This is a genomic window from Sporosarcina psychrophila (genome assembly GCF_001590685.1).
In the GTDB taxonomy this organism is placed as follows: Bacteria; Bacillota; Bacilli; order Bacillales_A; family Planococcaceae; genus Sporosarcina; species Sporosarcina psychrophila.
Genome location: NZ_CP014616.1, coordinates 2,513,413 through 2,533,800, shown reverse-complemented (window position 1 = coordinate 2,533,800; position 20,388 = coordinate 2,513,413). Strand labels below are relative to the sequence as shown.

At 37.5% G+C, this 20,388-nt stretch carries 24 protein-coding genes and 6 pseudogenes; 25 read left to right on the top strand and 5 right to left on the bottom strand.

Going from position 1 to position 20,388, the window contains the following annotated elements; all coding sequences use genetic code 11:
• Positions 1-30: 30 nt before the first annotated feature.
• The 21 genes and pseudogenes from AZE41_RS12090 (at position 31) to AZE41_RS23460 (ending at position 13,240) form a co-directional block, all read left to right on the top strand.
• Positions 31-219, top strand: coding sequence for a hypothetical protein (locus AZE41_RS12090; RefSeq protein WP_197485424.1), 189 nt, complete (start codon positions 31-33; stop codon positions 217-219).
• An 18-nt stretch (positions 220-237) separates the two neighbouring features.
• A complete protein-coding gene (locus tag AZE41_RS12085; protein WP_067209704.1) occupies positions 238-654 on the top strand; it encodes a hypothetical protein in 417 nt (138 codons plus the stop codon).
• A gap of 440 nt (positions 655-1,094) precedes the next feature.
• The gene (locus AZE41_RS12080) at positions 1,095-1,853 is read left to right on the top strand and encodes a hypothetical protein (protein ID WP_197485314.1); all 759 of its coding nucleotides are present in this window, start codon (positions 1,095-1,097) and stop codon (positions 1,851-1,853) included.
• 522 nt (positions 1,854-2,375) lie between these two features.
• Positions 2,376-2,597: pseudogene (locus tag AZE41_RS12075) on the top strand (HNH endonuclease); the annotation flags it as partial.
• Positions 2,598-2,644: 47 nt separating this feature from the next.
• Positions 2,645-3,034 (top strand): annotated as a pseudogene (locus AZE41_RS12070) (terminase small subunit).
• 6 nt (positions 3,035-3,040) lie between these two features.
• Positions 3,041-3,163, top strand: a complete 123-nt coding sequence (locus AZE41_RS23465) for a hypothetical protein (RefSeq protein ID WP_257722478.1) — start codon at positions 3,041-3,043, stop codon at positions 3,161-3,163.
• Positions 3,153-3,599, top strand: a pseudogene (locus AZE41_RS12065) (phage terminase large subunit); the annotation flags it as partial. The gene AZE41_RS23465 and the pseudogene AZE41_RS12065, both read left to right, overlap by 11 nt.
• 29 nt (positions 3,600-3,628) lie before the next feature.
• On the top strand, positions 3,629-3,766 hold the full coding sequence (locus AZE41_RS22755; RefSeq protein ID WP_156476036.1) for a hypothetical protein: 138 nt from the start codon (positions 3,629-3,631) through the stop codon (positions 3,764-3,766).
• A gap of 244 nt (positions 3,767-4,010) precedes the next feature.
• Positions 4,011-4,241 carry a DUF4083 family protein gene (locus AZE41_RS12060; RefSeq protein ID WP_082786591.1) on the top strand — a complete coding sequence of 77 codons (231 nt, stop codon included), beginning with the start codon at positions 4,011-4,013 and terminating at the stop codon, positions 4,239-4,241.
• Between the two features lie 505 nt (positions 4,242-4,746).
• Positions 4,747-5,187 (top strand): NUDIX hydrolase, encoded by a 441-nt coding sequence (locus tag AZE41_RS12055; RefSeq protein ID WP_067209687.1) that lies wholly within the window; start codon positions 4,747-4,749, stop codon positions 5,185-5,187.
• A 203-nt stretch (positions 5,188-5,390) separates the two neighbouring features.
• The gene (locus tag AZE41_RS12050) at positions 5,391-5,612 is read left to right on the top strand and encodes a transcriptional regulator (protein WP_067209684.1); all 222 of its coding nucleotides are present in this window, start codon (positions 5,391-5,393) and stop codon (positions 5,610-5,612) included.
• Entirely contained in the window at positions 5,612-5,986 is a 375-nt protein-coding gene (locus tag AZE41_RS12045) for a YhjD family protein (RefSeq protein WP_067209682.1), read from the top strand. Before AZE41_RS12050 ends, AZE41_RS12045 begins: the two co-directional genes overlap by 1 nt.
• A 5-nt stretch (positions 5,987-5,991) precedes the next feature.
• Complete coding sequence (locus AZE41_RS12040) at positions 5,992-6,255, top strand: YolD-like family protein (RefSeq protein ID WP_067209680.1); 264 nt, start codon at positions 5,992-5,994, stop codon at positions 6,253-6,255.
• A 781-nt stretch (positions 6,256-7,036) separates the two neighbouring features.
• Entirely contained in the window at positions 7,037-7,711 is a 675-nt protein-coding gene (locus AZE41_RS12035) for a response regulator transcription factor (RefSeq protein WP_067209679.1), read from the top strand.
• Positions 7,708-9,078, top strand: a complete 1,371-nt coding sequence (locus tag AZE41_RS12030; protein WP_067209677.1) for a sensor histidine kinase — start codon at positions 7,708-7,710, stop codon at positions 9,076-9,078. Before AZE41_RS12035 ends, AZE41_RS12030 begins: the two co-directional genes overlap by 4 nt.
• Before the next feature lie 209 nt (positions 9,079-9,287).
• On the top strand, positions 9,288-10,301 hold the full coding sequence (locus AZE41_RS12025) for an alpha/beta hydrolase (RefSeq protein ID WP_067209675.1): 1,014 nt from the start codon (positions 9,288-9,290) through the stop codon (positions 10,299-10,301).
• Positions 10,302-10,610: 309 nt separating this feature from the next.
• Positions 10,611-11,477, top strand: a complete 867-nt coding sequence (locus AZE41_RS12020) for a GNAT family N-acetyltransferase (RefSeq protein ID WP_067209672.1) — start codon at positions 10,611-10,613, stop codon at positions 11,475-11,477.
• Between the two features lie 378 nt (positions 11,478-11,855).
• A pseudogene (locus AZE41_RS22255) lies at positions 11,856-12,032 on the top strand (holin); the annotation flags it as partial.
• Positions 12,033-12,121: 89 nt separating this feature from the next.
• Positions 12,122-12,610, top strand: a pseudogene (locus tag AZE41_RS23540) (glycoside hydrolase family 73 protein).
• 112 nt (positions 12,611-12,722) lie between these two features.
• Entirely contained in the window at positions 12,723-13,058 is a 336-nt protein-coding gene (locus tag AZE41_RS12005) for an N-acetylmuramoyl-L-alanine amidase (RefSeq protein ID WP_067209666.1), read from the top strand.
• Positions 13,059-13,114: 56 nt separating this feature from the next.
• Complete coding sequence (locus AZE41_RS23460) at positions 13,115-13,240, top strand: hypothetical protein (protein WP_257722477.1); 126 nt, start codon at positions 13,115-13,117, stop codon at positions 13,238-13,240.
• Between the two features lie 294 nt (positions 13,241-13,534).
• Here the strand turns inward: AZE41_RS23460 and AZE41_RS12000 are convergent, their stop codons facing one another.
• Entirely contained in the window at positions 13,535-14,293 is a 759-nt protein-coding gene (locus AZE41_RS12000; protein ID WP_067213955.1) for an NAD-dependent epimerase/dehydratase family protein, read from the bottom strand.
• Between the two features lie 145 nt (positions 14,294-14,438).
• On the opposite strand from AZE41_RS12000, the gene AZE41_RS11995 reads away from it, so the two are divergent.
• Positions 14,439-15,314 carry a LysR family transcriptional regulator gene (locus AZE41_RS11995; protein ID WP_067209664.1) on the top strand — a complete coding sequence of 292 codons (876 nt, stop codon included), beginning with the start codon at positions 14,439-14,441 and terminating at the stop codon, positions 15,312-15,314.
• A gap of 564 nt (positions 15,315-15,878) precedes the next feature.
• On the opposite strand, the gene AZE41_RS11990 is transcribed toward AZE41_RS11995, so the two are convergent.
• A complete protein-coding gene (locus AZE41_RS11990; RefSeq protein WP_067209661.1) occupies positions 15,879-16,508 on the bottom strand; it encodes a YczE/YyaS/YitT family protein in 630 nt (209 codons plus the stop codon).
• Positions 16,509-16,628: 120 nt separating this feature from the next.
• Between AZE41_RS11990 and AZE41_RS11985 the strand changes: the two genes are divergently transcribed.
• From AZE41_RS11985 to AZE41_RS11975, 3 genes and pseudogenes are all read left to right on the top strand, one after another.
• On the top strand, positions 16,629-17,081 hold the full coding sequence (locus AZE41_RS11985; protein WP_067209658.1) for a MarR family winged helix-turn-helix transcriptional regulator: 453 nt from the start codon (positions 16,629-16,631) through the stop codon (positions 17,079-17,081).
• Positions 17,082-17,106: 25 nt separating this feature from the next.
• On the top strand, positions 17,107-17,625 hold the full coding sequence (gene paiA / locus AZE41_RS11980) for a spermidine/spermine N(1)-acetyltransferase (RefSeq protein WP_067209655.1): 519 nt from the start codon (positions 17,107-17,109) through the stop codon (positions 17,623-17,625).
• 22 nt (positions 17,626-17,647) lie between these two features.
• A pseudogene (locus AZE41_RS11975) lies at positions 17,648-18,259 on the top strand (FMN-binding negative transcriptional regulator).
• A 302-nt stretch (positions 18,260-18,561) separates the two neighbouring features.
• Here AZE41_RS11975 and AZE41_RS11970 read toward each other — a convergent pair.
• From AZE41_RS11970 to AZE41_RS11965, 3 genes are read right to left on the bottom strand one after another with little or no spacing between them, the layout of a single operon-like run.
• The gene (locus AZE41_RS11970; protein ID WP_067209652.1) at positions 18,562-19,146 is read right to left on the bottom strand and encodes a hypothetical protein; all 585 of its coding nucleotides are present in this window, start codon (positions 19,144-19,146) and stop codon (positions 18,562-18,564) included.
• Positions 19,115-19,216 carry a toxin C-terminal domain-containing protein gene (locus AZE41_RS23065; RefSeq protein WP_231885837.1) on the bottom strand — a complete coding sequence of 34 codons (102 nt, stop codon included), beginning with the start codon at positions 19,214-19,216 and terminating at the stop codon, positions 19,115-19,117. The genes AZE41_RS11970 and AZE41_RS23065 overlap by 32 nt, the downstream gene beginning before the upstream one ends.
• A 33-nt stretch (positions 19,217-19,249) precedes the next feature.
• Complete coding sequence (locus tag AZE41_RS11965; protein WP_067209649.1) at positions 19,250-19,783, bottom strand: hypothetical protein; 534 nt, start codon at positions 19,781-19,783, stop codon at positions 19,250-19,252.
• Between the last annotated feature and the right edge of the window lie 605 nt (positions 19,784-20,388).

Below are 20,388 nucleotides of genomic sequence, written 5' to 3'. Positions count from 1 at the left end.
TTTTATCTCAAAAAATCGGGAATGAGTGAAGTGAAATCGTTGCATACGGAACTGGTTGAAAATGGTCCTTCAGATGCTTGTACAGGCGAAGTAGAGCAAAAGAATACTAGGACAAGGGGTAAGTCGTCGGAACAGCTTCCTGATAGGGGATGGGCTGAATTGATGGGGACTAATCGACAGACCTATAAACGAGTGAACGGGGCAATTCGTAAACGATAAACAGGGGGCGGGCAGCTTATGACGGAGAAGCAGATTGAGCAGTTGTTGAAGGATTATCACTGGATGATAAATTCGGTAAAAATTATGCGCGAGGGATTGAATGATGTTGGAGGTAACTTTACAGCTCAGTATGGATTAGAGGCAGCTATGCCAAAAGCGGCTGGGGGACATAGCGATCCTATTTATCAAGAGTTTTTAAGACGAGAAAAGCGGTGGAAGAAGATTAGCGATTATGAACAAAAGATAAAGATGGTTCAAGATAAAATCCATTTGATTACGGTTGACCGGGAAATAGAGGTATTGCATTGGTTACTTGAGGGGAAAAGTTTGCTGTGGATTGGGATGCATATGGGGTTTTCAGACCGTCACATTGGAAGAATAAAAGATACTGTTATTCGGAAAATGTCGCATATGTCGGATACGTCGAAGAAATGACGCACCTGCATTCACATTGATAAACTTAAAGGCAGGTCAGGAAGTTGGGTGGTTTTGGGGTGCGAGAGTAGACTTTGGCACATATCCCACGTGTTCGCGTAATAAGGTCGTGTAGGCACTTGTCGTTAATCTGCAGTTAAGGATTAATATGCTTTCTCAATACTCTTAAAGTTAAGTTTATTGGTGTAATATTCATTACGAAATATTTCACTAATATTACGTAATCGCAACTATAAATCGTGTTATTCTTTTATTGGAACATTAATGTTTTTAGCATACTATGGTTGGTTAGCCATTGACATTTAATTTCCGATAGAGTACTCATTTAATTATGAGTGCTCTTTTATTATGCTTTGAAGACTACACATCATACATACAGTCACAAAATAATCGCGGGCTATCAGGTAGACGGTTACCATTAGCTAACGGTTGGACTTGATATGATGAGTAGTTTTGAAAATATAAAGGATTTACACCTACCTTACTTAGCGAATAATGTAAGTGGGAGGCGGGATAAAGGTATGGAATTTAACTTACTTAAGAATGGTGTAGATTCATTAAAGGCGGCACAGTTTAATATTAATGATTTTTATGAGAACCATGACGATGGAGATTACTTTATTAAAGATGCAATAATATTTTTGAATCATGCGAATGAGATATTGCTGAAGTATCTATTGAAGAACAAAGATGAAGCATTATTATTTAAAGACAACAAGAAATATCGCGCAGCTAAAGAAAAGATGGATAAAGAAAAATTGGAAAGTGTTTATGAGGCAGATGGTGATTTAGAAACCGTAAATCTTACTTTCGCTTTAAAAAGAGTTTCATCTAATTGCGCAGTTAAAATGGGTGGTAATTTCGATAATTCAATTATTTATCTTTACAAAAAACGTAACGAACTTATGCATTATGAATTGTTACTCACTTTAGAAGAAATGGTTGAATTAGTAGGGAAGCTTGAACATTGCTATCAAGAAGCGTATTCCTTTTATTATGAACATATACCAAGCTTCGTAAAGACTTTTAATGAATCTAGGTATATGACTTATTCAGAAGAGTATCTCCAAAGGAAGCAAGATGAGCTTATGGACCAAATAGCTGATGCGGCATTAGAATCACAAAGAGATGCTTATTACGAACAGCTGGAAGATCAAGCACGAGCGCTGGAGTCATATGCGATCAAAAGTGGCCGATGAACTATAGGCATCTCTTCGAAGGTGCTTTTTCTATGCTTAAAAATAAAGGAGTATCGGGGGATAGAAGAACAGGGAGATCACTCCGGAAGTGTTGGTAGTACTAGGTTTATGGCTATTTTGATAGTGTAAAAGATGTACGGATAGAGAGGACTTAATTACCCCGATTGAATCGACAATATCCTGATTGCCCTTCCATATCTATTACAACAGGACAACTACAGGAGGTTGTTAAAATGAAAGTGATTTCTGACAAGGAACTGCGGTTTCTAGAAATACATAAAGAAAGAAGAAGCCGCGTGGTTGATTTACAGGTTGAAAGATGAATACAAGGAACATATAAATAAATGGTATATAGATTTAGGTGACGAATATAGAGAGTTGGTTAAATCGAGACTCGACAAGCGAGAAAGGGCAAGTTTAGTCGGTCATGAAAGATGACATCAAAAACGAGGGGATTTTTCACTCACGCAGGAACATTGGGAAGAAACCTGTAATTACTTTGATTACCAATGCGTTTATTGCGGAAACGAAGGGAGGTTGACATACGACCACTTCATTCCGTTCTCGAAAGGCGGAAGTTTTGAACAGGACAATATACTACCTTGCTGTAGCGGTTGTAATAGCAGTAAAAATAACAGCGACTTTGAGCGATGGTATGAAAAACAAGATTTCTTTAATGAAGATAAAGCGTTGTTGGTCATCGGGTTTATAAACGAAAAAAAGAAGGCAAAGGCGCTCGATTAAGAGTGCCTTTGCTATGCCGAAAATAATAACGGGGGTGGTGATGTGTAGTGAAACTGAACGCAAGGCAGGAAGTGTTCTGCAAGGAATATCTCATTGACCTGAACGCTACACAGGCTACTATTTGAGCGGGGGACAGTGAGAGGACGGCGTATTCGCAAGGACAACGTTTGTTGAAGAATGTTGAAGTCCTCGTGCGCGTGAAAGAGCTGAAAACTAAAAGAGCCGATGAATTAGAGTTGGACGCCTATTGGGTGCTTAAACGATTGAAAGACATATCCGATAGATCTATGCAGGCTGAACCGGTAATGATGTTTGATCCTGCTTCTGGCGGAATGGCTGAGAGTGGGGAGTATGAGTTTGATAGTACAGGAGCAAATAAAGCTACTGAATTAATCGGCAAGCATATCGGGATGTTTTACCCTAAATTACAGTTGTAAAAAGAAATGATGAAAGCCCAAATCAATAAACTTAAAGCTGAAACGAAGAATGAAGAAGTAGGTGGCAGTCGAGTTGTTATCGTTAATGACATCGAAGCAATGAAGATGGCGATGCAGCATGAAGACTGAAACGATTAATATTATGGACCTCACGAATCGCAACTTCTATACCTTCTGGTTGAACGAAAAGCCGCAAAGCATATTGAGTGGCGGACGTTCTTCTATGAAGTCATCCGTTATTAGCTTAAAACTCGTTATCTACTTCCTCAATGATGACCAGGCCAATTTAGTCTGCTTACGTAAGGTGGGTAAATACCTTGCAGGTTCTGTTAATGAGCAAATCAAATGGGCAATTTATATGTTAGGTGTTCAAGATGAATTCATTTTCGGAAAGTCACCGTTAATCATCAAACATAAGCGGACAAGTACGGGCTTTTATTTCCATGGAGTTGACGATATTGACGTTGTTGAGGATACGTTCATTCATCAGGATTTAGGCGATAAGAACGTTAATGTCTATTACTCATACAACCCACCTAGAAACCCTTATTCGTGGGAAAATCAAAAGCGATTAAAGATTCCACAGAAGAGGTATTGAAACAACTAGAAGCCGGCGAAAATGCTCTGTCTAACCAATGGAACAAAAAGCTGAATGACGGCACGTTGACAGATTTCGATGCCGTAGGCTTGCTGTTCGTTGCTGTTGATAGGGGATTACTAAGTAATGTTTGATTGAATAGTTAGTTAACGTTAATCTGTGAATGGTATACTCTCTTTAACCACGAGTCAGTCTCGTAGGACTTTAGTAACTCGGGGTTTCCCGATTAAAGTGAAAAGCGGCTCCTCCACAGATTATGATTGTGGAAGGCCGCTTTTTGGGGGGGGGTTGCAAAGTACTACTGCTACCCATATTATAAAGGTATAGGTGAGTTTGGGAGATTGCGCGCTCGTGAAGACCGATTGTTAGGGGGATATTATGATGCCTATTGAAATACCTACTGAAGTAATTGCTAAAAATATTAATATAGTCGATATAATAGCTACATCAATTGTTGTTTTACTTGTTATTTTAGTTTGTGTTGCTTTGATAGTATCGATTAGGAAATTGTCAAAAGATCAAAAGAAAAAGGCTCAAAACAGCATGAATGTTGAACAAAAGCTAGATAAGATAATAACTTTATTAGAGAAAAAAGAGTTTGATAAATGACAGAGAAGTCCCCTAATAAAGGGGGCTTTTTTATTTGGCCAGAGGGAAAAATAAAAGGATGTGTCGACTGTGATTAAATAGGTGAATTTATAGGCGGCTACTCTTAATTTGAGTTGCTTTCTATTTTGCAGGATTTTTAGAATACATGTCGAAATATACAATATAGTAAAAAAGAGGGGTGAGTGTTAAAAATGGTAAATATTTTAACTCCAGTATTCGGAGCACTCCTTCTAGTTGCAATTTGTTATCTTATTTACAAGGTTAGTAAAAAACAAAGTAAATAAAATTCAGATTATTTTTTATTTTGGATAAAAAGCAACCAGTTCATCACGGAACGGTCGCTTTTTGTTTTGTCGAAGTAAAGAGGTATTCGTATGAATATAGACGAATAAGGAACAGAATATTGTTCTTATTCAACTAACGAAACAGGTTAGTTGAACAAGCACCTAAGCAATGTCTTGAATTATAGAAATACACTTAAGGGTTATTTTAAAGGGGAGATATTGTGTTTATAGTTAATGTAGAGGGTGCAATTTACAAAAATAAAAAATGGTTGTTAATAAGACGAAGCGAGAAAGAAGAACACGCTGGAGGTTCATTGTCTCTTGTTGGGGGAAAGGTAGAAAAAGAAGGAACCTCATCAGACATTTTAGAAAAGACAATAATAAGAGAAATTGCTGAAGAAGTGGGTATAGAGGTTTCGAATCTTCGATATGTAAATAGCTCATCATTCGTTACTGATTCAGGAATAAATGTGGTTGACATTGTTTTTCTTTGTGACCACGAATCAGGCGAAGCATTTGCTAAGAGTCCTGATGAAGTTGACGACGTTATTTGGATGACTACCCAGCAAATTCTGAATAACTCTAATTTACCTATTTATTTAAAGGAAAATATTAAACTTGCTGAAAAACTGGTAAACAATAATACAGTAGTTATTTCGTAGTAAGTAAATTTTGAGAGACTCACTTGTTCAACTAACAGATGTTTAGTTGAACAAGCGGAGATCGTCTATTGACGGTCTTTTTTATTTGCCCAAATATCTAAGATGTATCGTTTCAAAGGTTAATTGGTAATATTTATAATTTCCGTTATCCAGTTGCAATAAGAACTATTGTTCTATATACTAACGGAAAAGGGGGAACGAGTGTGCGTAACCAATTAGTGAGGTCGATGGAATACAGTGAACACCTAGATATGATGTACTTGGCTGCGGACGGTTCAATTAGCAAAAGAAGAATCAACGTACTGCAGTTTGGTGAGGTATCATTCCGTGCATACTGTTTTCTGCGTAAATTCAAACGTATTTTTACAATTGATAACGTTTTAGCACTTGTTCCCATCGTACATAAAGAAAGAATGGTGATCTAATGCCGTTAATCCCAACCGAAGCATTACCGTATTTCGAGAACATGATTTATTTGCCAATGATAATAAGTATCTTGGAAAGAGACCGAGAAGTGATTGAAATAAGCTCATTCAAATTGAAAGGGCCTTATATCAATATCATTGAAAATACATTAAAGAATGTACGAGCAGAATTGAAAGAAACAAATAATTATGCACGAAGCAAAAATATGAAGTTGATTAAAAAGGGGAAAGATGGTTCGTTCACTGAGTATGCATTTATCCATAACGGCTATGAAGACAAAAGACGCTACATGAACATACGGCTGCGTAACAGGACGGAAGAATTGATAAATGTGTACTTCGCTAAGTCAGAAAGCCCAAATCTGAAAGGATGATGAAAATGACAGCAATTCCAAAACCACCAAAATCAAAGGTTGTGGCAAGTCCAAAACTAACAGAGACTGATTTTCTTGAGATAGGCGAGAGAATCGGGGAATCAAAAGAATTCGACGTAGAGGTTGAAATCACAATTTATGCCCAAAAGCGGTTCGAGTCAGTTACAGGGATGGTTACAGAAATCGATGGCCAACAAGGCAAATTGTCGCTACAAGTGGGCTACGAAAACATAAAAATCAACATGAATAATATAGTGAGCGTGAAATGAGATGCTAGAAAACATTCGGGATAGAGGAAACGTTAAATGGACTGCGATGATGCTATCAGAGCACGTCGCAGAGTTGCATAGATGGCAAAAATTCTTGAATTTCATTAAGAATTACTTAACATTATGTCTATTGAAGAAGATAATATATCTTTCGAAGTAACTACGATGCTGTTTAAAAAATATGAAGATATTGAAAACTATTTTCCTGTTACATCAGAAATACTTCATACAAAATGGGTGTAATATATAGGTGGAAAGTCCTGAATTGTGAAGGGGGAAGTAGCAGTTAGCTTAACGTAAGGGTGTCCACAGTGACGTCGAATCTGAAGGAAGCGAGCTGCAAACCTTGGGTCTGAGGAGCACGAACTTCATATAAGGCTATGTGCGATTGGATGAGTTTGCAAAACAAAACAAAGCAAAGTCCTTTCTGCCGAAGGTCGTATGTAGTTAATGAAGCAGATAGGTGAAGGGAAAGACTACGCTCTTACCTAGGGAGGTCTGATTGATACGCCAAGTATACACTTGGTAACCTAGCCAATGATGGGTAGCTGAACAATCAGAAGTCAGCAGAAGCCATAGTACCATTCGAACTCGAGAAGGATGGGAAGGGCTAAACAATTACATATAAAGTTTGGCATTCCGGTAATCGAATAAGCAAACGAGGGCGCGTTTAATGATATTCCTGTCCTTAATTATAGGAAGAATGGGAGTATATCAACTTGATTTATAGTATAATGATTACTTCAATAATGCGATGGAAAACAGGGGAAAGAGGGAACTGATGCCTACTATACTGGTTGCTGACGACGATGCGAACATTCGTGAACTCGTCTGTTTATTTCTACGCAACGACGGATTCGCAATAGCCGAAGCCGCAGACGGCAAGGAAGCACTGGCCGTCTACACCTCAACGCATGTCGATCTTGTCGTGCTCGACATTATGATGCCAAATATGGATGGTTGGACGTTATGCAAGGAGCTCAGAAGAGCCAATCCTGATCTTCCTTTACTTATTCTGACTGCGAGAGGAGAAACATGGGAAAAAGTGAAAGGTTTCGAACTTGGGACGGACGATTACTTAACGAAACCATTCGATCCGTTAGAGTTGACGGTTCGTGTTAGGGCACTACTCAAACGATACAAGATTGGCTCCACTCAGACGATCCATTTCGGGAACGTCATTCTTAATCGACAGACCTATAAGGTGATGAGAGGGACGGAGTCGCTTACGTTGCCGCTAAAGGAATTCGAATTGCTGTATAAGCTAGCTGGAACACCCGGACAAGTCTATACGCGTGAGCAGTTGATCGATCAGATTTGGGGTATCGATTACGCTGGAGATGATAGAACGATAGACGTACATATAAAACGACTGCGTGAACGGTTCGCGTCGACACCCGATTTTCGGATCGAAACGGTGCGTGGGCTTGGGTATCGGCTTGAGGTTTATGAATGATCAGATCTTTATATATACGTGTTGTCCTGACATTTCTAATTTCCGTCATCGGAGGCACGATTATTTCTTTTTTTGTGTCAACTTGGATATTCGAAGATAAATTGAACGAAAACGCTCAAATTAACTTACGTAACTTTGGCCAAGATATCGTCCAGATTTACAAGACTCTTCCGTTACGTGAAGCGGACTCGTTCGTAAGTGAAATGAAGCAGCTCGATTCTTATTATATTCGAATTTACGAAGCTACGGGTCAGTTCCAGTCTTACGGAAAACTTCACGGACACAAACCTGCGCCTGTCACGATGGAGCAACTAAAGAAAGTATTAGATGGAGGCGTTGTTCAGGACACTCCGAATGGTATTGCTACGGTCCTCTTAGGGTTGCCGTTGAAAACGGAAATGGGAACGAAAGCGATGTTTTTGGAAACGCTCGCCCCGCCTTCTGCTTCTTTTGTCACAAAGTGGGCATTGATTTTTGCAACCTGTTCGTTGATTGCAGGAAGCGTGTTCATTTTAGTTGCCTCTTTATTCCTGGTAAGACCGATCAAAAAGCTGACAAAAGCGACCAAGCGTATAGCATCTGGAGATTTCAACGTCAAGCTGAATATTAAGCAAACGGGTGAGCTTGGTATTTTGGCTCGCAGCTTCGAAGAAATGATGCACGATCTGCAGCAACTTGAGCAGATGCGAAGGGAATTCGTAACGAACGTCTCGCACGAGGTTCAGTCTCCGCTCACTTCGATATCCGGTTATGCTGTAGCGCTTAAACAGGTTCACCTCTCAGATCACGAACGAAGTCGATATCTAGATATTATCATCGCTGAAGCGAAAAGAATGTCCAAGATGAGCGATAGCCTGCTCAAGCTGAGTTTGCTTGAATCGCAGTCGCAGCAACTGCAGCTCGTCACGCTCAGTCTCGATGAACAAATTCGACGGGTAATCGTGGCGCTCCAGCCGCAATGGTCTGCTCGCATCATTCATTTTGAGCTTGATCTACAGACCGTTAAAGTAATGGGTGATCATGACCAGTTGAATCAGGTATGGACGAACATCCTTGGCAATAGCATCAAATTTTCCGAGGATGGCGGGGTAATTAACGTCAGTACCAAACAAGACATCAAAAACGTGACAGTTCAAATAACCGACACGGGCATCGGTATTCCTCTCGAAGACCAGAAGCGTATATTCGAGCGGTTTTTCAAGGCCGATCGTTCGCACAGTCGAAAGTATGACGGTAGCGGTATGGGACTTGCAATCGTAAAACAGGTCGTAGCTCTTCATCAAGGTGACATCCGAGTGGAAAGTGAACTTGGTAAAGGAACTACCTTCATTGTCACGTTGCCACTCACTACACCAACCGATAGTTAGATACACCAAATATCCATCGGATTGTCTAAACCGATATTCTCTAAACTACGGCTCACATGCAAGCAATCTTGTATGTGAGCCGTAGTTTTTTTGCTTGTTCATATTCAGTTCATATTGTCGTCATGGGGAGTACATATTCATTAGTTAAGATTTCATTAGCAGCACATGAAGAAAGCCAAACAAACAGATCAGGACAGGAGAGAATGACAGTGACACAACAAGAGGAAAAGAAAATGCGGAATGGAACGAAAATAAAGAAAGTACGAAACATTTTGCTTAAAATAGTAGGAGCAATCGTTATAGCCATTGTTCTTTTTCTAGGTATTGTTTATATCGCTAATGGGATGAGTAGTCATTCGGAGAAAAAACGAATAGTGCCCTACGGTCAGCAGGTATCTGTAGACGAGAAAAATATGAATGTGTTAATTCAAGGCGAGGGCGAAGAAACGATTGTTCTCCTGCCTGGTTATGGAACAGCTACACCAGGGCTTGATTTTAAGCTTCTTATCGATGAATTATCTCTATTTTACAAAGTTGTTGCGGTAGAGCCTTTCGGTTATGGATTAAGTGATGAAACTGAAAAAGAGCGAACCACGGAGAATATGGTAAGTGAAGTTCATGAAGCTCTACAGCAGCTTAATATTAATAGATACATACTCATGGGCCACTCCATTACAGGCATCTATGGAATTGATTATGTGAACAAATATCCAAACGAGGTGACTGCATTTGTCGGAATCGATAGCAGTGTTGCAACACAACCGGGAATGGATATTAAATTCCCATTAAAAACGTTTGCATTCCTCAAAAAATCAGGTCTCTTAAGATTGGCCATGAAAATAAGCGCTGACCCCTATGCTGGACTGGCATTTGATGAAAAAACCGTAGAGCAAATGAAAATGATTTCGAATAAAAACATGTATAATGAGACTACCTTGAATGAGATGGACAATATTTCGTCTAATTTTAAAGGGGCTCAAGGTTTAGCCTTCCCTAAAGTTCTTCCACTTCTTCTCTTTGTACAAGCGAATAATGAAGGTGTAGCAGGATGGATACCCCTGCATGAAGGGCAGATCAAAGACTCGTTAAATGGAAAAGTAGTAACCATGGATGGTTCACATTATTTGCACCATACCAAATTCAAAGAAATTGCTGAAAACGTTAGAGTATTTATGAAAGAAGTAAAGTTGTTAGAAGGAAGCGCACCGATGCCTGAAGGCTAGATTGGCTATGGGAATAGTCAGATCCTTATGCGCTATTATAATAAACGAGAAGAAGTAAATGCAGTGCTCCTAGGGATATCTCCAGTCAATGAAGATTGCTTAACTTCATTTTAGAAGTAGCTTTATTGTTAAAGCTTTTTTATGGTTAAATAGGTTTTGGCAGCGGGATAGCTAAAGTGTTAGTTGAAGGAGCTAAACAAGGCTTTAGATCTGAATAAATTTGTAGGCTAGACAGATTATCAAGGGGAATATTAAGAAAATATTTATCATAAGGTGTTTCGTATTTTATTAAAAAAGTGAGGGTAAGCCATGAACATTTCGTATAAATTGATGTCTTCATTAAGTTTTAAAGAAGCGCATATCCTATTTAATCGTGGATTTGAAGGTTATTTAGTGCCGATGAATTTAACTTTTGATACATTCGTAAGTCGTTTTGGTAATGATGGATTATCTGCGGCATTATCCATCGTTGCATATGATGGAACAGATCCAATCGGCTTTGTGCTCCAAGGAATTAGAGAAGTGAATGGTCAAAAGATTTCTTGGAATGGTGGAACAGGTATTAATCGAGAATACAGGGGGAGGAAATTGGGTTATTCCTTGATGGAGGAAGCGGAAAAAATCATAAAGGAACTTAATGTTTCTATAGCAACTTTAGAGGCGCTTTCTGAAAATAAGGCTGCTATATCTTTATATGAAAAGTGTGGTTACAAAGTAGAGGACGATTTACTCTTTTTACGTGCAAATGAAATTTTAGATAGTAAGTTACCGGATCTAGACGATTATGAAATAATAAGAATTCCGGCTACCCAATCTATTGGATCAGATTTATTTTCAACTATCGTCCCTTGGCAAACGGATGCTAGTAACACGTCAAAACTAGGTGGAGAAGCTGTGATGATATCAAAGAATGGAGAGGTGCAGGCAGCTTGTCTTATTCGGAAAAAACGTGTGTTTGGCAATAAAACGGAAAGCATTACTTTATTTCAGGTGAAGGAAAATGGGAATGAAGATGCTCTAAACAAACTCCTTGCTTACGCATTAGAATATGACCAATCTGTCAATCGTACAACTTATAACTTCTTAAAAGGAAATGGTTGTGTAGTTTCATCTTTACTGGCAAGTGGTTTTGAAAATACTCCAGTATCACAAGTTTTTATGACGAAAAGTTTCTGAAATATCCGGTCGATCACCCGAAAGAGCGTATGGACTGGTTGCTTTTTAGTTTTGCGGTCACATATAAAAAACAAGTAACTGTATGCATTAAGCGATTAACAAGAACGTCCATATCGGGCGTTCTATTTCTTTATCCAAAATTAAGGAGTGATTGAATGGATATCGGAAGGCACGCCTATTTTACAAAATCAAGAACAACGTATAACTATTCTTGAGACAACAGTTTCCGGGCTATCTCACAAAATGGATAGCGTGAAAACCGCAGTGGAAACAGAGGGAGCCGAACAAAAAGCATTACTCAATAGACTAATCGACCATCATCTCGACACAAATAAAATTAAGTTGTCACAGTTTAAAATAACTGCACCAATAAAATAGAATTTCGTTCCGCTCATCGCATTCGTGGTGGGCATTTTTATTGGATTTGCAGCATCTCTGTTTACGGATTTGGATTTAGTCTTGCGATTGTGGGTAGGAGGACTAGCGGGATTATCAGCAACTGGACTATTTGAGTTGCGGAATAAAAATGAAGGCTACACAAAGGATGAGGGCTAATGTCATTCATTGACACCCTCACACCATATGAAATAAAACACGGGAGGGCTCATGGAGTCCTTCCTTCTTTAATTATCGCCTAGGGCATTTTGGAATCAGCATTCGGGACATCTGAATTGGCCAAGAACGCAAACAACCATTTTGGAATAAAAAAAGGCAGTGACTGGACTGGTTCCGTTTACGAAAAACGAACCGACGAGACGCCATATCGTGTAACCGCAGAATTCAGGAAGTATCCAGCCCTAGATTGATGTGTTATTGATTTATGCGGTAAATACGTTAACGGAACTGGATGGGAGTCTCACAACCGATACGCAGCAGTTTTAAATCAAACAGATTATATGAAGGCAACAGCTGCAGTTAAAGACGCCGGTTATGCAACAGATGTTAACTACCCTGAAAAGCTTAATAAATTGATTGAGCGATATGAGCTAACTAAATACGACAAGGAGGATGGTAACTTGGTCAAAATCGCACTAGACTCCGGACATGGTATCAATACTGCGGGCAAACTCACACCTGATGGTGAACGTGAATGGTCATTTAATAACAAAGTGTTATTGGCATGTTCAGTCTGACTGAATAAATACCAGGACGTTCAGATCCTCAGACTGGATGGCCCGACTGGAAACACAGATGTATCCCTTGCGACGCGTACCAATAAGGCAAATGCTTGGGGAGCAGATGCGCTTGTATCTTATTCATCACAATGCTTTTGATGGTAAGTGGGGCAGTCACGGAGGTGTTGAACCACTTGTTCAAGAGACTACCGTAAGTAAAGCATCGAAAGAAATCGCGGCAATTATTCAGCCACGCATTGTACAAGCAATGGGCCTACGTAATAGAGGAGTAAAAACCGACAACCTTCACATGTTGAGAGAATCAAGCATGCCCGCTATCTTAACGGAAGGTGGCTTCATGGACTCGACAACAGACATCGGCGCATTAAGAAGTGATGCGAAACTGAAAGCGCAAGGTGAGGCTATCGCGGATGGTCTAGCTGTGTACTTCAGTACTTCAAGTTGAAACTAAAAATAACGGCGACACCCACGCCTACACCACCAAAAGAGGAGGATGAGGAATTGAAATTTTCAAGCCCGGCATTAAAATTTGAAACAGAAACATCTCTAGCGAGTAAAGCGCATCGTCAAATCATCGTAGCTGCAGCTGTGGAGGCGGGGCTCATGCATCGTGGGCTGACAAGTTAGCGAATGGCACGCTAACAGACGCGGATGTATTGGGGTTAGCGGTTAAATATACTGTTGCGGTAAATAAGTAAGAACAAAGTAAAAAGCGGCTCCTCTACAGATTAGATTGTGGAAGAGCCGCTATATTTTTTCTTTTCTAGAGTCAATACCAAGAATTCACTAAAATTTGATTCAAACCCAAAAAGGTTTAAATGGATTTTTGACACAATATGTCGTGGTTTTTCAAGATGTTTTCGCGGGGTATGACCTTTTTGAAGGACAATCAAAATTTAACCTTTTCCTTATTTGGACATTCTATTTATCAAATAACTTAACCCCGCTTAGTTCAAATGCATCCGCACTTGGGTTGTACCCAACTAATTTTTTCGTTTCTTCAATATCAAGCCGTTTAAACCTATTGTCCGAAATGCCGTGTAAAATCGAAAAGGGTGGTAAGTTCTTTGCAGTCATTGACTTCAAAAGAAGGTCAATAAAATCTTCAGGGCTTAGGTAAGCACTCATATCTCGGGCTGAGAGAGGTTTTCCATTTGGGTTATAATCATCATACGCTCCAATGCGGATAGCAATGCTTTGCAAATCTTCTGCATAAGCAAAATATGAAGCAACCGCCTCTACAAAACACTTACTGACTCCGTACATATTTTTAGGTCTAATAGGTGAATTAGTATTCACTTGGTAATCCAGTGGATAGCTTTCGATTGTTTGGGCGCTAGAAGCAACTATCACTTTGGATACGTTATTATCTTTAGAGGCCCTAAAAATATTATATGTCCCCTTTATATTATTTTCTAATAATGAGCCATAAAAATCAGCTTCTGGTGAAGGATCACCAGCTAAGTGTATAACTAAATCCATCCCTTTGATAGCCTCTTGACAAGCTGCTAAATCAGATACATTTAAATAAATTATCTCATGACTCGCATCTTTGAAAACCTCTAAAGCAGATAAGTTAATATCTGCTAATCTTAACTGGTAGTTTCTCTGTCTACCTAAAATGTTTACGACATCTTGACCAATCCTACCTGCCGCACCTGTTATTAATACTCTTTGCATCATATCTCATCCTCTCACCACTAAATTATCTATCAAAACAATTTGTAAAATAAAGCATGAACTTAGTATAAGTAGAGGGTTGTAATTAATAAAGCGAAAAATTATAATGAACCTCATGAATAAAATTCATGAGGAGGTAGCGTTAATGAGCTTAGTTAAGTATGAAATTTTTAACAAGGTAGCAGAGCTAAATAGTTTTACCAAAACTGCAGAAGCTTTGGGAGTTACTCAATCTGCTGTTAGCCATGCTATAACCAGTTTGGAAAAAGAGTTTTCTCTCCCTTTATTTATTCGTAATCACTCAACAATTACGTTGACAAAAAATGCGGAAGGACTATTAATTGTTATTCGAAAAATTCTATATTACAACAACATGTTGAGACAAGAAGTGGACGCCATCAATGGTCTAAACAAAGGAACAGTAAGGGTGGGGGTTTTTACTAGTATCTCAACAAATTGGATTCCAAGTATTGTTAAAGAAATGGAAGATGATTATCCTAATATAGAAATAGAACTATTGGAAGGCAACTATACAGAGATTAAGCAATGGTTACAAAGTGGGAAATTAGATTGTGGGTTTATTAATAATGAAACATATTTAGAGTCGTTTGAAATCGCGCAATTGAAGAGAGACCGCCTCTTATGTGTTGTATCAGACCAATCTCCATTAAGTAAGGAAAGAAAAATATCTATTCAACAAATCGAAAGTGACCCTTTTATTATGCCAATTTATCAATGCTATCATGATATACAAAAAATCTTTGAGGAGAACAAAGTAACTCCTAATATTAGATTCGAAAATATGAATGAGAATTCGGTATTTTCGATGGTAGAGAATAATCTGGGGATTAGTATTATGCCAGAAATGATTATCCCGAAATCTATCGATTCTATAAAGGCTATTCCACTTGAAATAGATAGCTATCGAACGATTGGATTAGCAGTAAGAAAACCGCCCTCACCAGCAACTAAAAAATTTTCTGAAGTTACTAGAAGATGGGTACTATCTAAATATACTTAAAATACAAATTACAATATCACCCATAATTAATTCTTGTTCAGTAGTACTAATAATTTGAGTGAAATGTTATTCTAGAATGTGGTTTGATTATGAATTAAGTGGAAAGTTGTTAACCAACCAGTGAGGCAATTTATATCTATTTCTCTAACCTGTTGTTTTTGAACAAACGAAAACAATTTTTGAAACAAAGGAGATCGTCTATTGGCGGTCTTTTTTGATTGTCCAGTTATCTGAGGAAAGGTTAATTAAGACTAAAGAAAAAGCGGAACCTCCACAGACTTAATTGTGGTAGGCCGCTTTTTTTATTTGCCAAGACACAGTCATCTATTCTTGGTTTACATACATAATTCACTTATCCCTACAAAAGTAAACGTGGAAAGATAAAATTGATTATTGAGAGCAAAGGGTGACTACTCATTTAATTAAGCGGATGCCTTTATTGTTTGTCGAATAAGAGGTATTCATATGAATATGGACGAATAAAAAACAATGCTCTGTTCTTATTGAATTAACGGAGCAGTTTAGTTCAACAAGAAAAATAAAAACCATTCTATAGTGAATGGTTTAATCTTTATCATAATTTAGTGATGTATTGGATTGTGTTAATATGTGGTCTAATACTTTTCTAGTAAATCTCATAAAGTAATTAAGTATTTGCCCCCCTAAACAAACAGTTAATAAAGTACCAACGCCAATTGGTCCATTAAAAATCAGTGCCATTATCAAGAATAAGAGGTAAATGAATGTTCTCGAAAAAAATATAGTTGTGCTGGTTAATTCTTGTATGATTAATGTTAATCGATCAACTGGAATCGGTGCGAAATTTGTGTGTAAATATGTTGCAGTTCCTATTCCAATCACAACTAAGCCTATTTCAAAGCAAACAATTTTGCTGTACCATAGTTCAGGCGTTATCAAATTGTGTAATAAAAAAAGCCACATATCAATACCAATACCCGTTATAAATGCCGTTAACAACCCCAAAAATTCTGGCCTTTTTCTTTTTAAAAAAGAATTAAAACATATCAATATTAAAGCTGTTATTACTTCCCAACTTCCCACAGTAAGCCCCACATTTACAGACAGCCCTACCAATAGTGCATCAAAAGGTGAAGTTCCAAGGTCTGATTGTATAGTGAAAGAAATACCTAGAGTTAATATTAAAATACATAATACATAATACATAAAAAACATATTTCACTTCACTCGACCCCTTTATTATTTTTTGTTGCAAGTGCAACAATAATAAGGTAAGCTTAATGTATGTTATTTTTATCGCAAAAGCAATAAAAATATGTTCTAAGGAGTAAAGTTATGAAGGGAATTCTTCGTGAAATTGGAATGATAGCAAGGGCATTAGACTCTATTAGTAATATAGAATTTAAAGAATATGACCTTACAAAAGGGCAGTATTTGTACCTTGTACGAATATGTGAAAATCCAGGAATCATTCAAGAAAAGTTAGCTGAGATGATAAAAGTAGATAGAACTACAGCAGCTCGTGCTATAAAAAAACTTGAAATGAATGGCTTTATTGAAAAGAGGGAAGATGCACATAACAAAAAAAATAAACAACTGATTCCAACAGAGAAGGGGGAAAATGTTTATCCTTTCATAAAAAGAGAAAATGATTATTCCAATATCATGGCATTAGAAGGATTTTCGGAGAAAGAAGCAGAAACCACTTTCAATCTTCTTCAAAGAATAAGAAAAAATGTAGAAAAAGACTGGGTATTTGTAAAAAAAGGAAACAAGAGAAATTATTGATTATATAAAGGAGTGATATATTCAAATGGTTATAAATATAAAAAAGTGTACCCTTGAAGATTCACGTGAACTTCGAGAAATTAGTCATGAAACGTATAATGAGACATTTAAGCATCATAATTCAGCCGAAAATATGAATGTCTATTTGGAAAGGGCATTTAACTTAATGCAATTAACAAAAGAATTATCCAATCCTTCTTCGCAATTCTATTTTGTTTATTTTAATAATGAAGTCGCTGGATATTTGAAGGTTAACACTGATAATGCTCAGTCTGAAGAAATGGGCGATGAATTACTTGAAATTGAGAGGATTTATATTAGGAACAAGTTTCAAAAACAGGGACTTGGTAAGCGCCTCCTAAATAAAGCGATGGAAATTGCGATGGAATGTAAGAAAAATAAAATTTGGCTAGGCGTATGGGGAAAAAATGAAAATGCGATTGCCTTTTATAAGAAAAAGGGGTTTGTTCAAACTGGAGCCCACTCTTTTTATATGGGTGAGGATGAACAATTGGACTTTATAATGACCAAAACACTCATATAACCATTTTGAAAGGTGGATCACTTTGTATATTCCAAAATATTTTAAAGTTGAAAATGTTGATGGAATATTGGATTTTGTTCAAAAAAACTCTTTTGGTACGATTGTCACAACGAAAAAAGGTAAACCAATTGCCACTCATTTGCCTTTAGGCTTAAATAAAAAAGGGGATGATTACTATATTACTGGACATATGGCTTATGGGAACTCTCAATGGAGAACATTCGAAACCTGTAAAGATGTATTGATTATGTTCCAAGGACCACACGCTTATATCTCTTCCTCTTGGTATAATCAGGAAAATGTCCCGACGTGGAACTATCAAGCTGTCCATGTATATGGTAAAGCAATCATTTTAGAGAATGATGAGTTAATAGAAGATTTAACAAAAATGCTGGAAAAATATGAAGGAAATCGTGAAAACCCTGTTTTATGGGATAAACTTTCTACTCCTCTTTTAGAAAAGGAACTGAAAGGGATAGTTGGATTTAAGATTAAGGTGGGAGAAATTCAGGCTGCATATAAATTAAGTCAGAACCGAAATGAATCGGATTATATTAACATCATTAGTTAATTACAAAATGAAGGGAATTCAAATTCGGAGCAAATGGCGGAGCTGATGAAAAATAGAATGTAAAATCACATATAAGCACACTTATATTCAACCCTCAGACGCAAGAGTTTCAGAACGGGGCATAGCTGCCATTTTGGCAGTTTCTCTCCAGGTTGTGAGAGGTTGTACTTAAACTAACGGGTGTTGGTTTAGTTCAACAACAGGAGATCGTCAATTGACGGTCTTTTTTATTTGCCCAGTTGTCTGTGAAAAGGTTAAATAAGTACAAAGTAAAAGCGACCAACCACAGATTGTGTGGATGGTCGCTTTTTTTGTTCGGTTCTAAGTGGTAGTTTTATAAAGTTTTTTCACTCTAACTTCTGAAATTAGTCTAAAGGTTCATCGTAAAAAGTATCGAAAATACCTTTATACTTCATTTTTAAATTTTCAATATTCTTAGGTTCTTTGGAAAGTATATTGATTACGTCTCCACTCCCTCCGATATGGATCAGATACTTACTTGTGACAATAATAAACAAAGCTTTGGTGGCGCGATTATTTTTGTAGAGAAGTGCGTCTGTTGTATATAATATCGTTTCATTTACTGAAACATCTTTTATTAAAGCAATTTTGCCAAACCCCTCATGAAGATCAAATTCTTCACTAGTGAATTTGTATTCCTTCCAATTTGTTAACCGTAAGCGCTTTGATAAGTTATTAGTGATATATTTATTTCTTGTATTATATTCTAGAGAAATGAATAAATCGACAGTTGGTTCATTCGTTGTAAGGTAATCGATAAACATTTGAATCCCTTTTGCTCGAATTTCTCTAAAATAATCCGTTGAAAATCTAACACGGTTTTCCATCGGTGAATCAAAATACATTGAAGAACCCCACGGCTCGGTTAATGTAACTCCAGACTTTACCTTAATGGATTTATTTGCCAATACGGTTGAGGTCCTTATCATATGTACCACTCCTAGTAGTTTCATTACAGATTTTTTTGGGTGAAGAGCCGCCCTTCCAAGCTCCACCAATATGACCGTCTATATCACAAGAAATATAATCAGGTCAATTTTTGGTCTTTTTATCCTTGCTGAAAATCGCAACTTTACCACATCGTTCACTTACTTTAGTATACCCTAGTTTGTCTGCGGCTGTTTTTGCCTCTGCATCTGTCTTGTATACAGGTTCGGCTTTAGCGGGGAAAATTAGATCCATTACTTTCTTCGCCATCGCTGATCCGGCTTCCCATATTACATTATTAATAATAATAGCACCTGATACAAGCACGGTAACCGTTCCGATACCTGCGAGCTGATATTCCCCTGCCACTGTGCTTCCACGAAGAGATAGTGTATTTAAGTCTTCTTCTAGAGGTTCTTCTCCAAGAACCTCTCCTTGGGATAGTTCTAACTCTTTAATTATTTCAAGTAATTTCTGCTCAGACTCATCAATGCTGTTAGGGAAAACCCCTTCAAGTTGATTAAAATCGCTAGAAATTGGTAAATCTCTTTCTTCTGCACCGGCCAAAGGAACTGAGATAGTAGTAGTGAATAAAGCGAATAGACATAATAAAGCAAGAACCCTCTGCATCTTCTTCATAAATAATTATCTCCAAATTAATATATTTACTTTAATTAACGCAAATTCCATTACTACACAAAATACGCGGAAAACACAATGCATTAAGCAAGGCGTTACAGTAGAAGGAATGGTAGCTCTCATAAATATTTAAGAAGATAGGTAGGAAAGACTTGTTCTTGGCAGTTGAAAGTGAATAAATAATATTACAATACATCCATAATGTTCTATTGCGACACGAACGTTCATTCAGTATGCTGAATCAAAAGGAGAGAACGAGTGTGCGTGATAAATTAATTAAGTCTGCAGAGTTCAACAAATAAAGATATACAAATTGCCAAAAAAAGTTATGCTGTTTTACCTATTTGGTAGCGTTTAGCCAAAGGGGTGTTTTTATGTCGAAGAGAAGAAGATGAGAATCGAATAATTTATATAAATAAAACTACTTCAGTATAAGTCGTTCTTTATAGAGCATTGATACTAAAAAATCATGAAACAAAAATAAGACAGAAATCTAACAATGTGTTACTATAGATTCATTCTTAAAAACAGATGGGAGATTAGACTTTTATGCTAAAACTTATTATCGCAATTTAAATTCCAATGAATTTAATAGGAGGGCTATT

What these genes read in the sequence shown, in the direction of transcription:
- AZE41_RS11985 (WP_067209658.1), top strand. Translation starts at nt 16,629, where the DNA reads ATGAAGGGAATTCTTCGTGAAATTGGAATGATAGCAAGGGCATTAGAC.
- AZE41_RS23465 (WP_257722478.1), top strand. Translation starts at nt 3,041, where the DNA reads ATGATGAAAGCCCAAATCAATAAACTTAAAGCTGAAACGAAGAATGAA.
- AZE41_RS12030 (WP_067209677.1), top strand. Translation starts at nt 7,708, where the DNA reads ATGATCAGATCTTTATATATACGTGTTGTCCTGACATTTCTAATTTCC.
- AZE41_RS12000 (WP_067213955.1), bottom strand. Translation starts at nt 14,293, where the DNA reads ATGCAAAGAGTATTAATAACAGGTGCGGCAGGTAGGATTGGTCAAGAT.
- AZE41_RS11970 (WP_067209652.1), bottom strand. Translation starts at nt 19,146, where the DNA reads ATGATAAGGACCTCAACCGTATTGGCAAATAAATCCATTAAGGTAAAG.
- AZE41_RS12020 (WP_067209672.1), top strand. Translation starts at nt 10,611, where the DNA reads ATGAACATTTCGTATAAATTGATGTCTTCATTAAGTTTTAAAGAAGCG.
- AZE41_RS11965 (WP_067209649.1), bottom strand. Translation starts at nt 19,783, where the DNA reads ATGAAGAAGATGCAGAGGGTTCTTGCTTTATTATGTCTATTCGCTTTA.
- AZE41_RS12035 (WP_067209679.1), top strand. Translation starts at nt 7,037, where the DNA reads ATGCCTACTATACTGGTTGCTGACGACGATGCGAACATTCGTGAACTC.
- paiA (WP_067209655.1), top strand. Translation starts at nt 17,107, where the DNA reads ATGGTTATAAATATAAAAAAGTGTACCCTTGAAGATTCACGTGAACTT.
- AZE41_RS12040 (WP_067209680.1), top strand. Translation starts at nt 5,992, where the DNA reads ATGACAGCAATTCCAAAACCACCAAAATCAAAGGTTGTGGCAAGTCCA.
- AZE41_RS12085 (WP_067209704.1), top strand. Translation starts at nt 238, where the DNA reads ATGACGGAGAAGCAGATTGAGCAGTTGTTGAAGGATTATCACTGGATG.
- AZE41_RS11990 (WP_067209661.1), bottom strand. Translation starts at nt 16,508, where the DNA reads ATGTTTTTTATGTATTATGTATTATGTATTTTAATATTAACTCTAGGT.
- AZE41_RS12060 (WP_082786591.1), top strand. Translation starts at nt 4,011, where the DNA reads ATGATGCCTATTGAAATACCTACTGAAGTAATTGCTAAAAATATTAAT.
- AZE41_RS12080 (WP_197485314.1), top strand. Translation starts at nt 1,095, where the DNA reads ATGATGAGTAGTTTTGAAAATATAAAGGATTTACACCTACCTTACTTA.
- AZE41_RS12045 (WP_067209682.1), top strand. Translation starts at nt 5,612, where the DNA reads ATGCCGTTAATCCCAACCGAAGCATTACCGTATTTCGAGAACATGATT.
- AZE41_RS11995 (WP_067209664.1), top strand. Translation starts at nt 14,439, where the DNA reads ATGAGCTTAGTTAAGTATGAAATTTTTAACAAGGTAGCAGAGCTAAAT.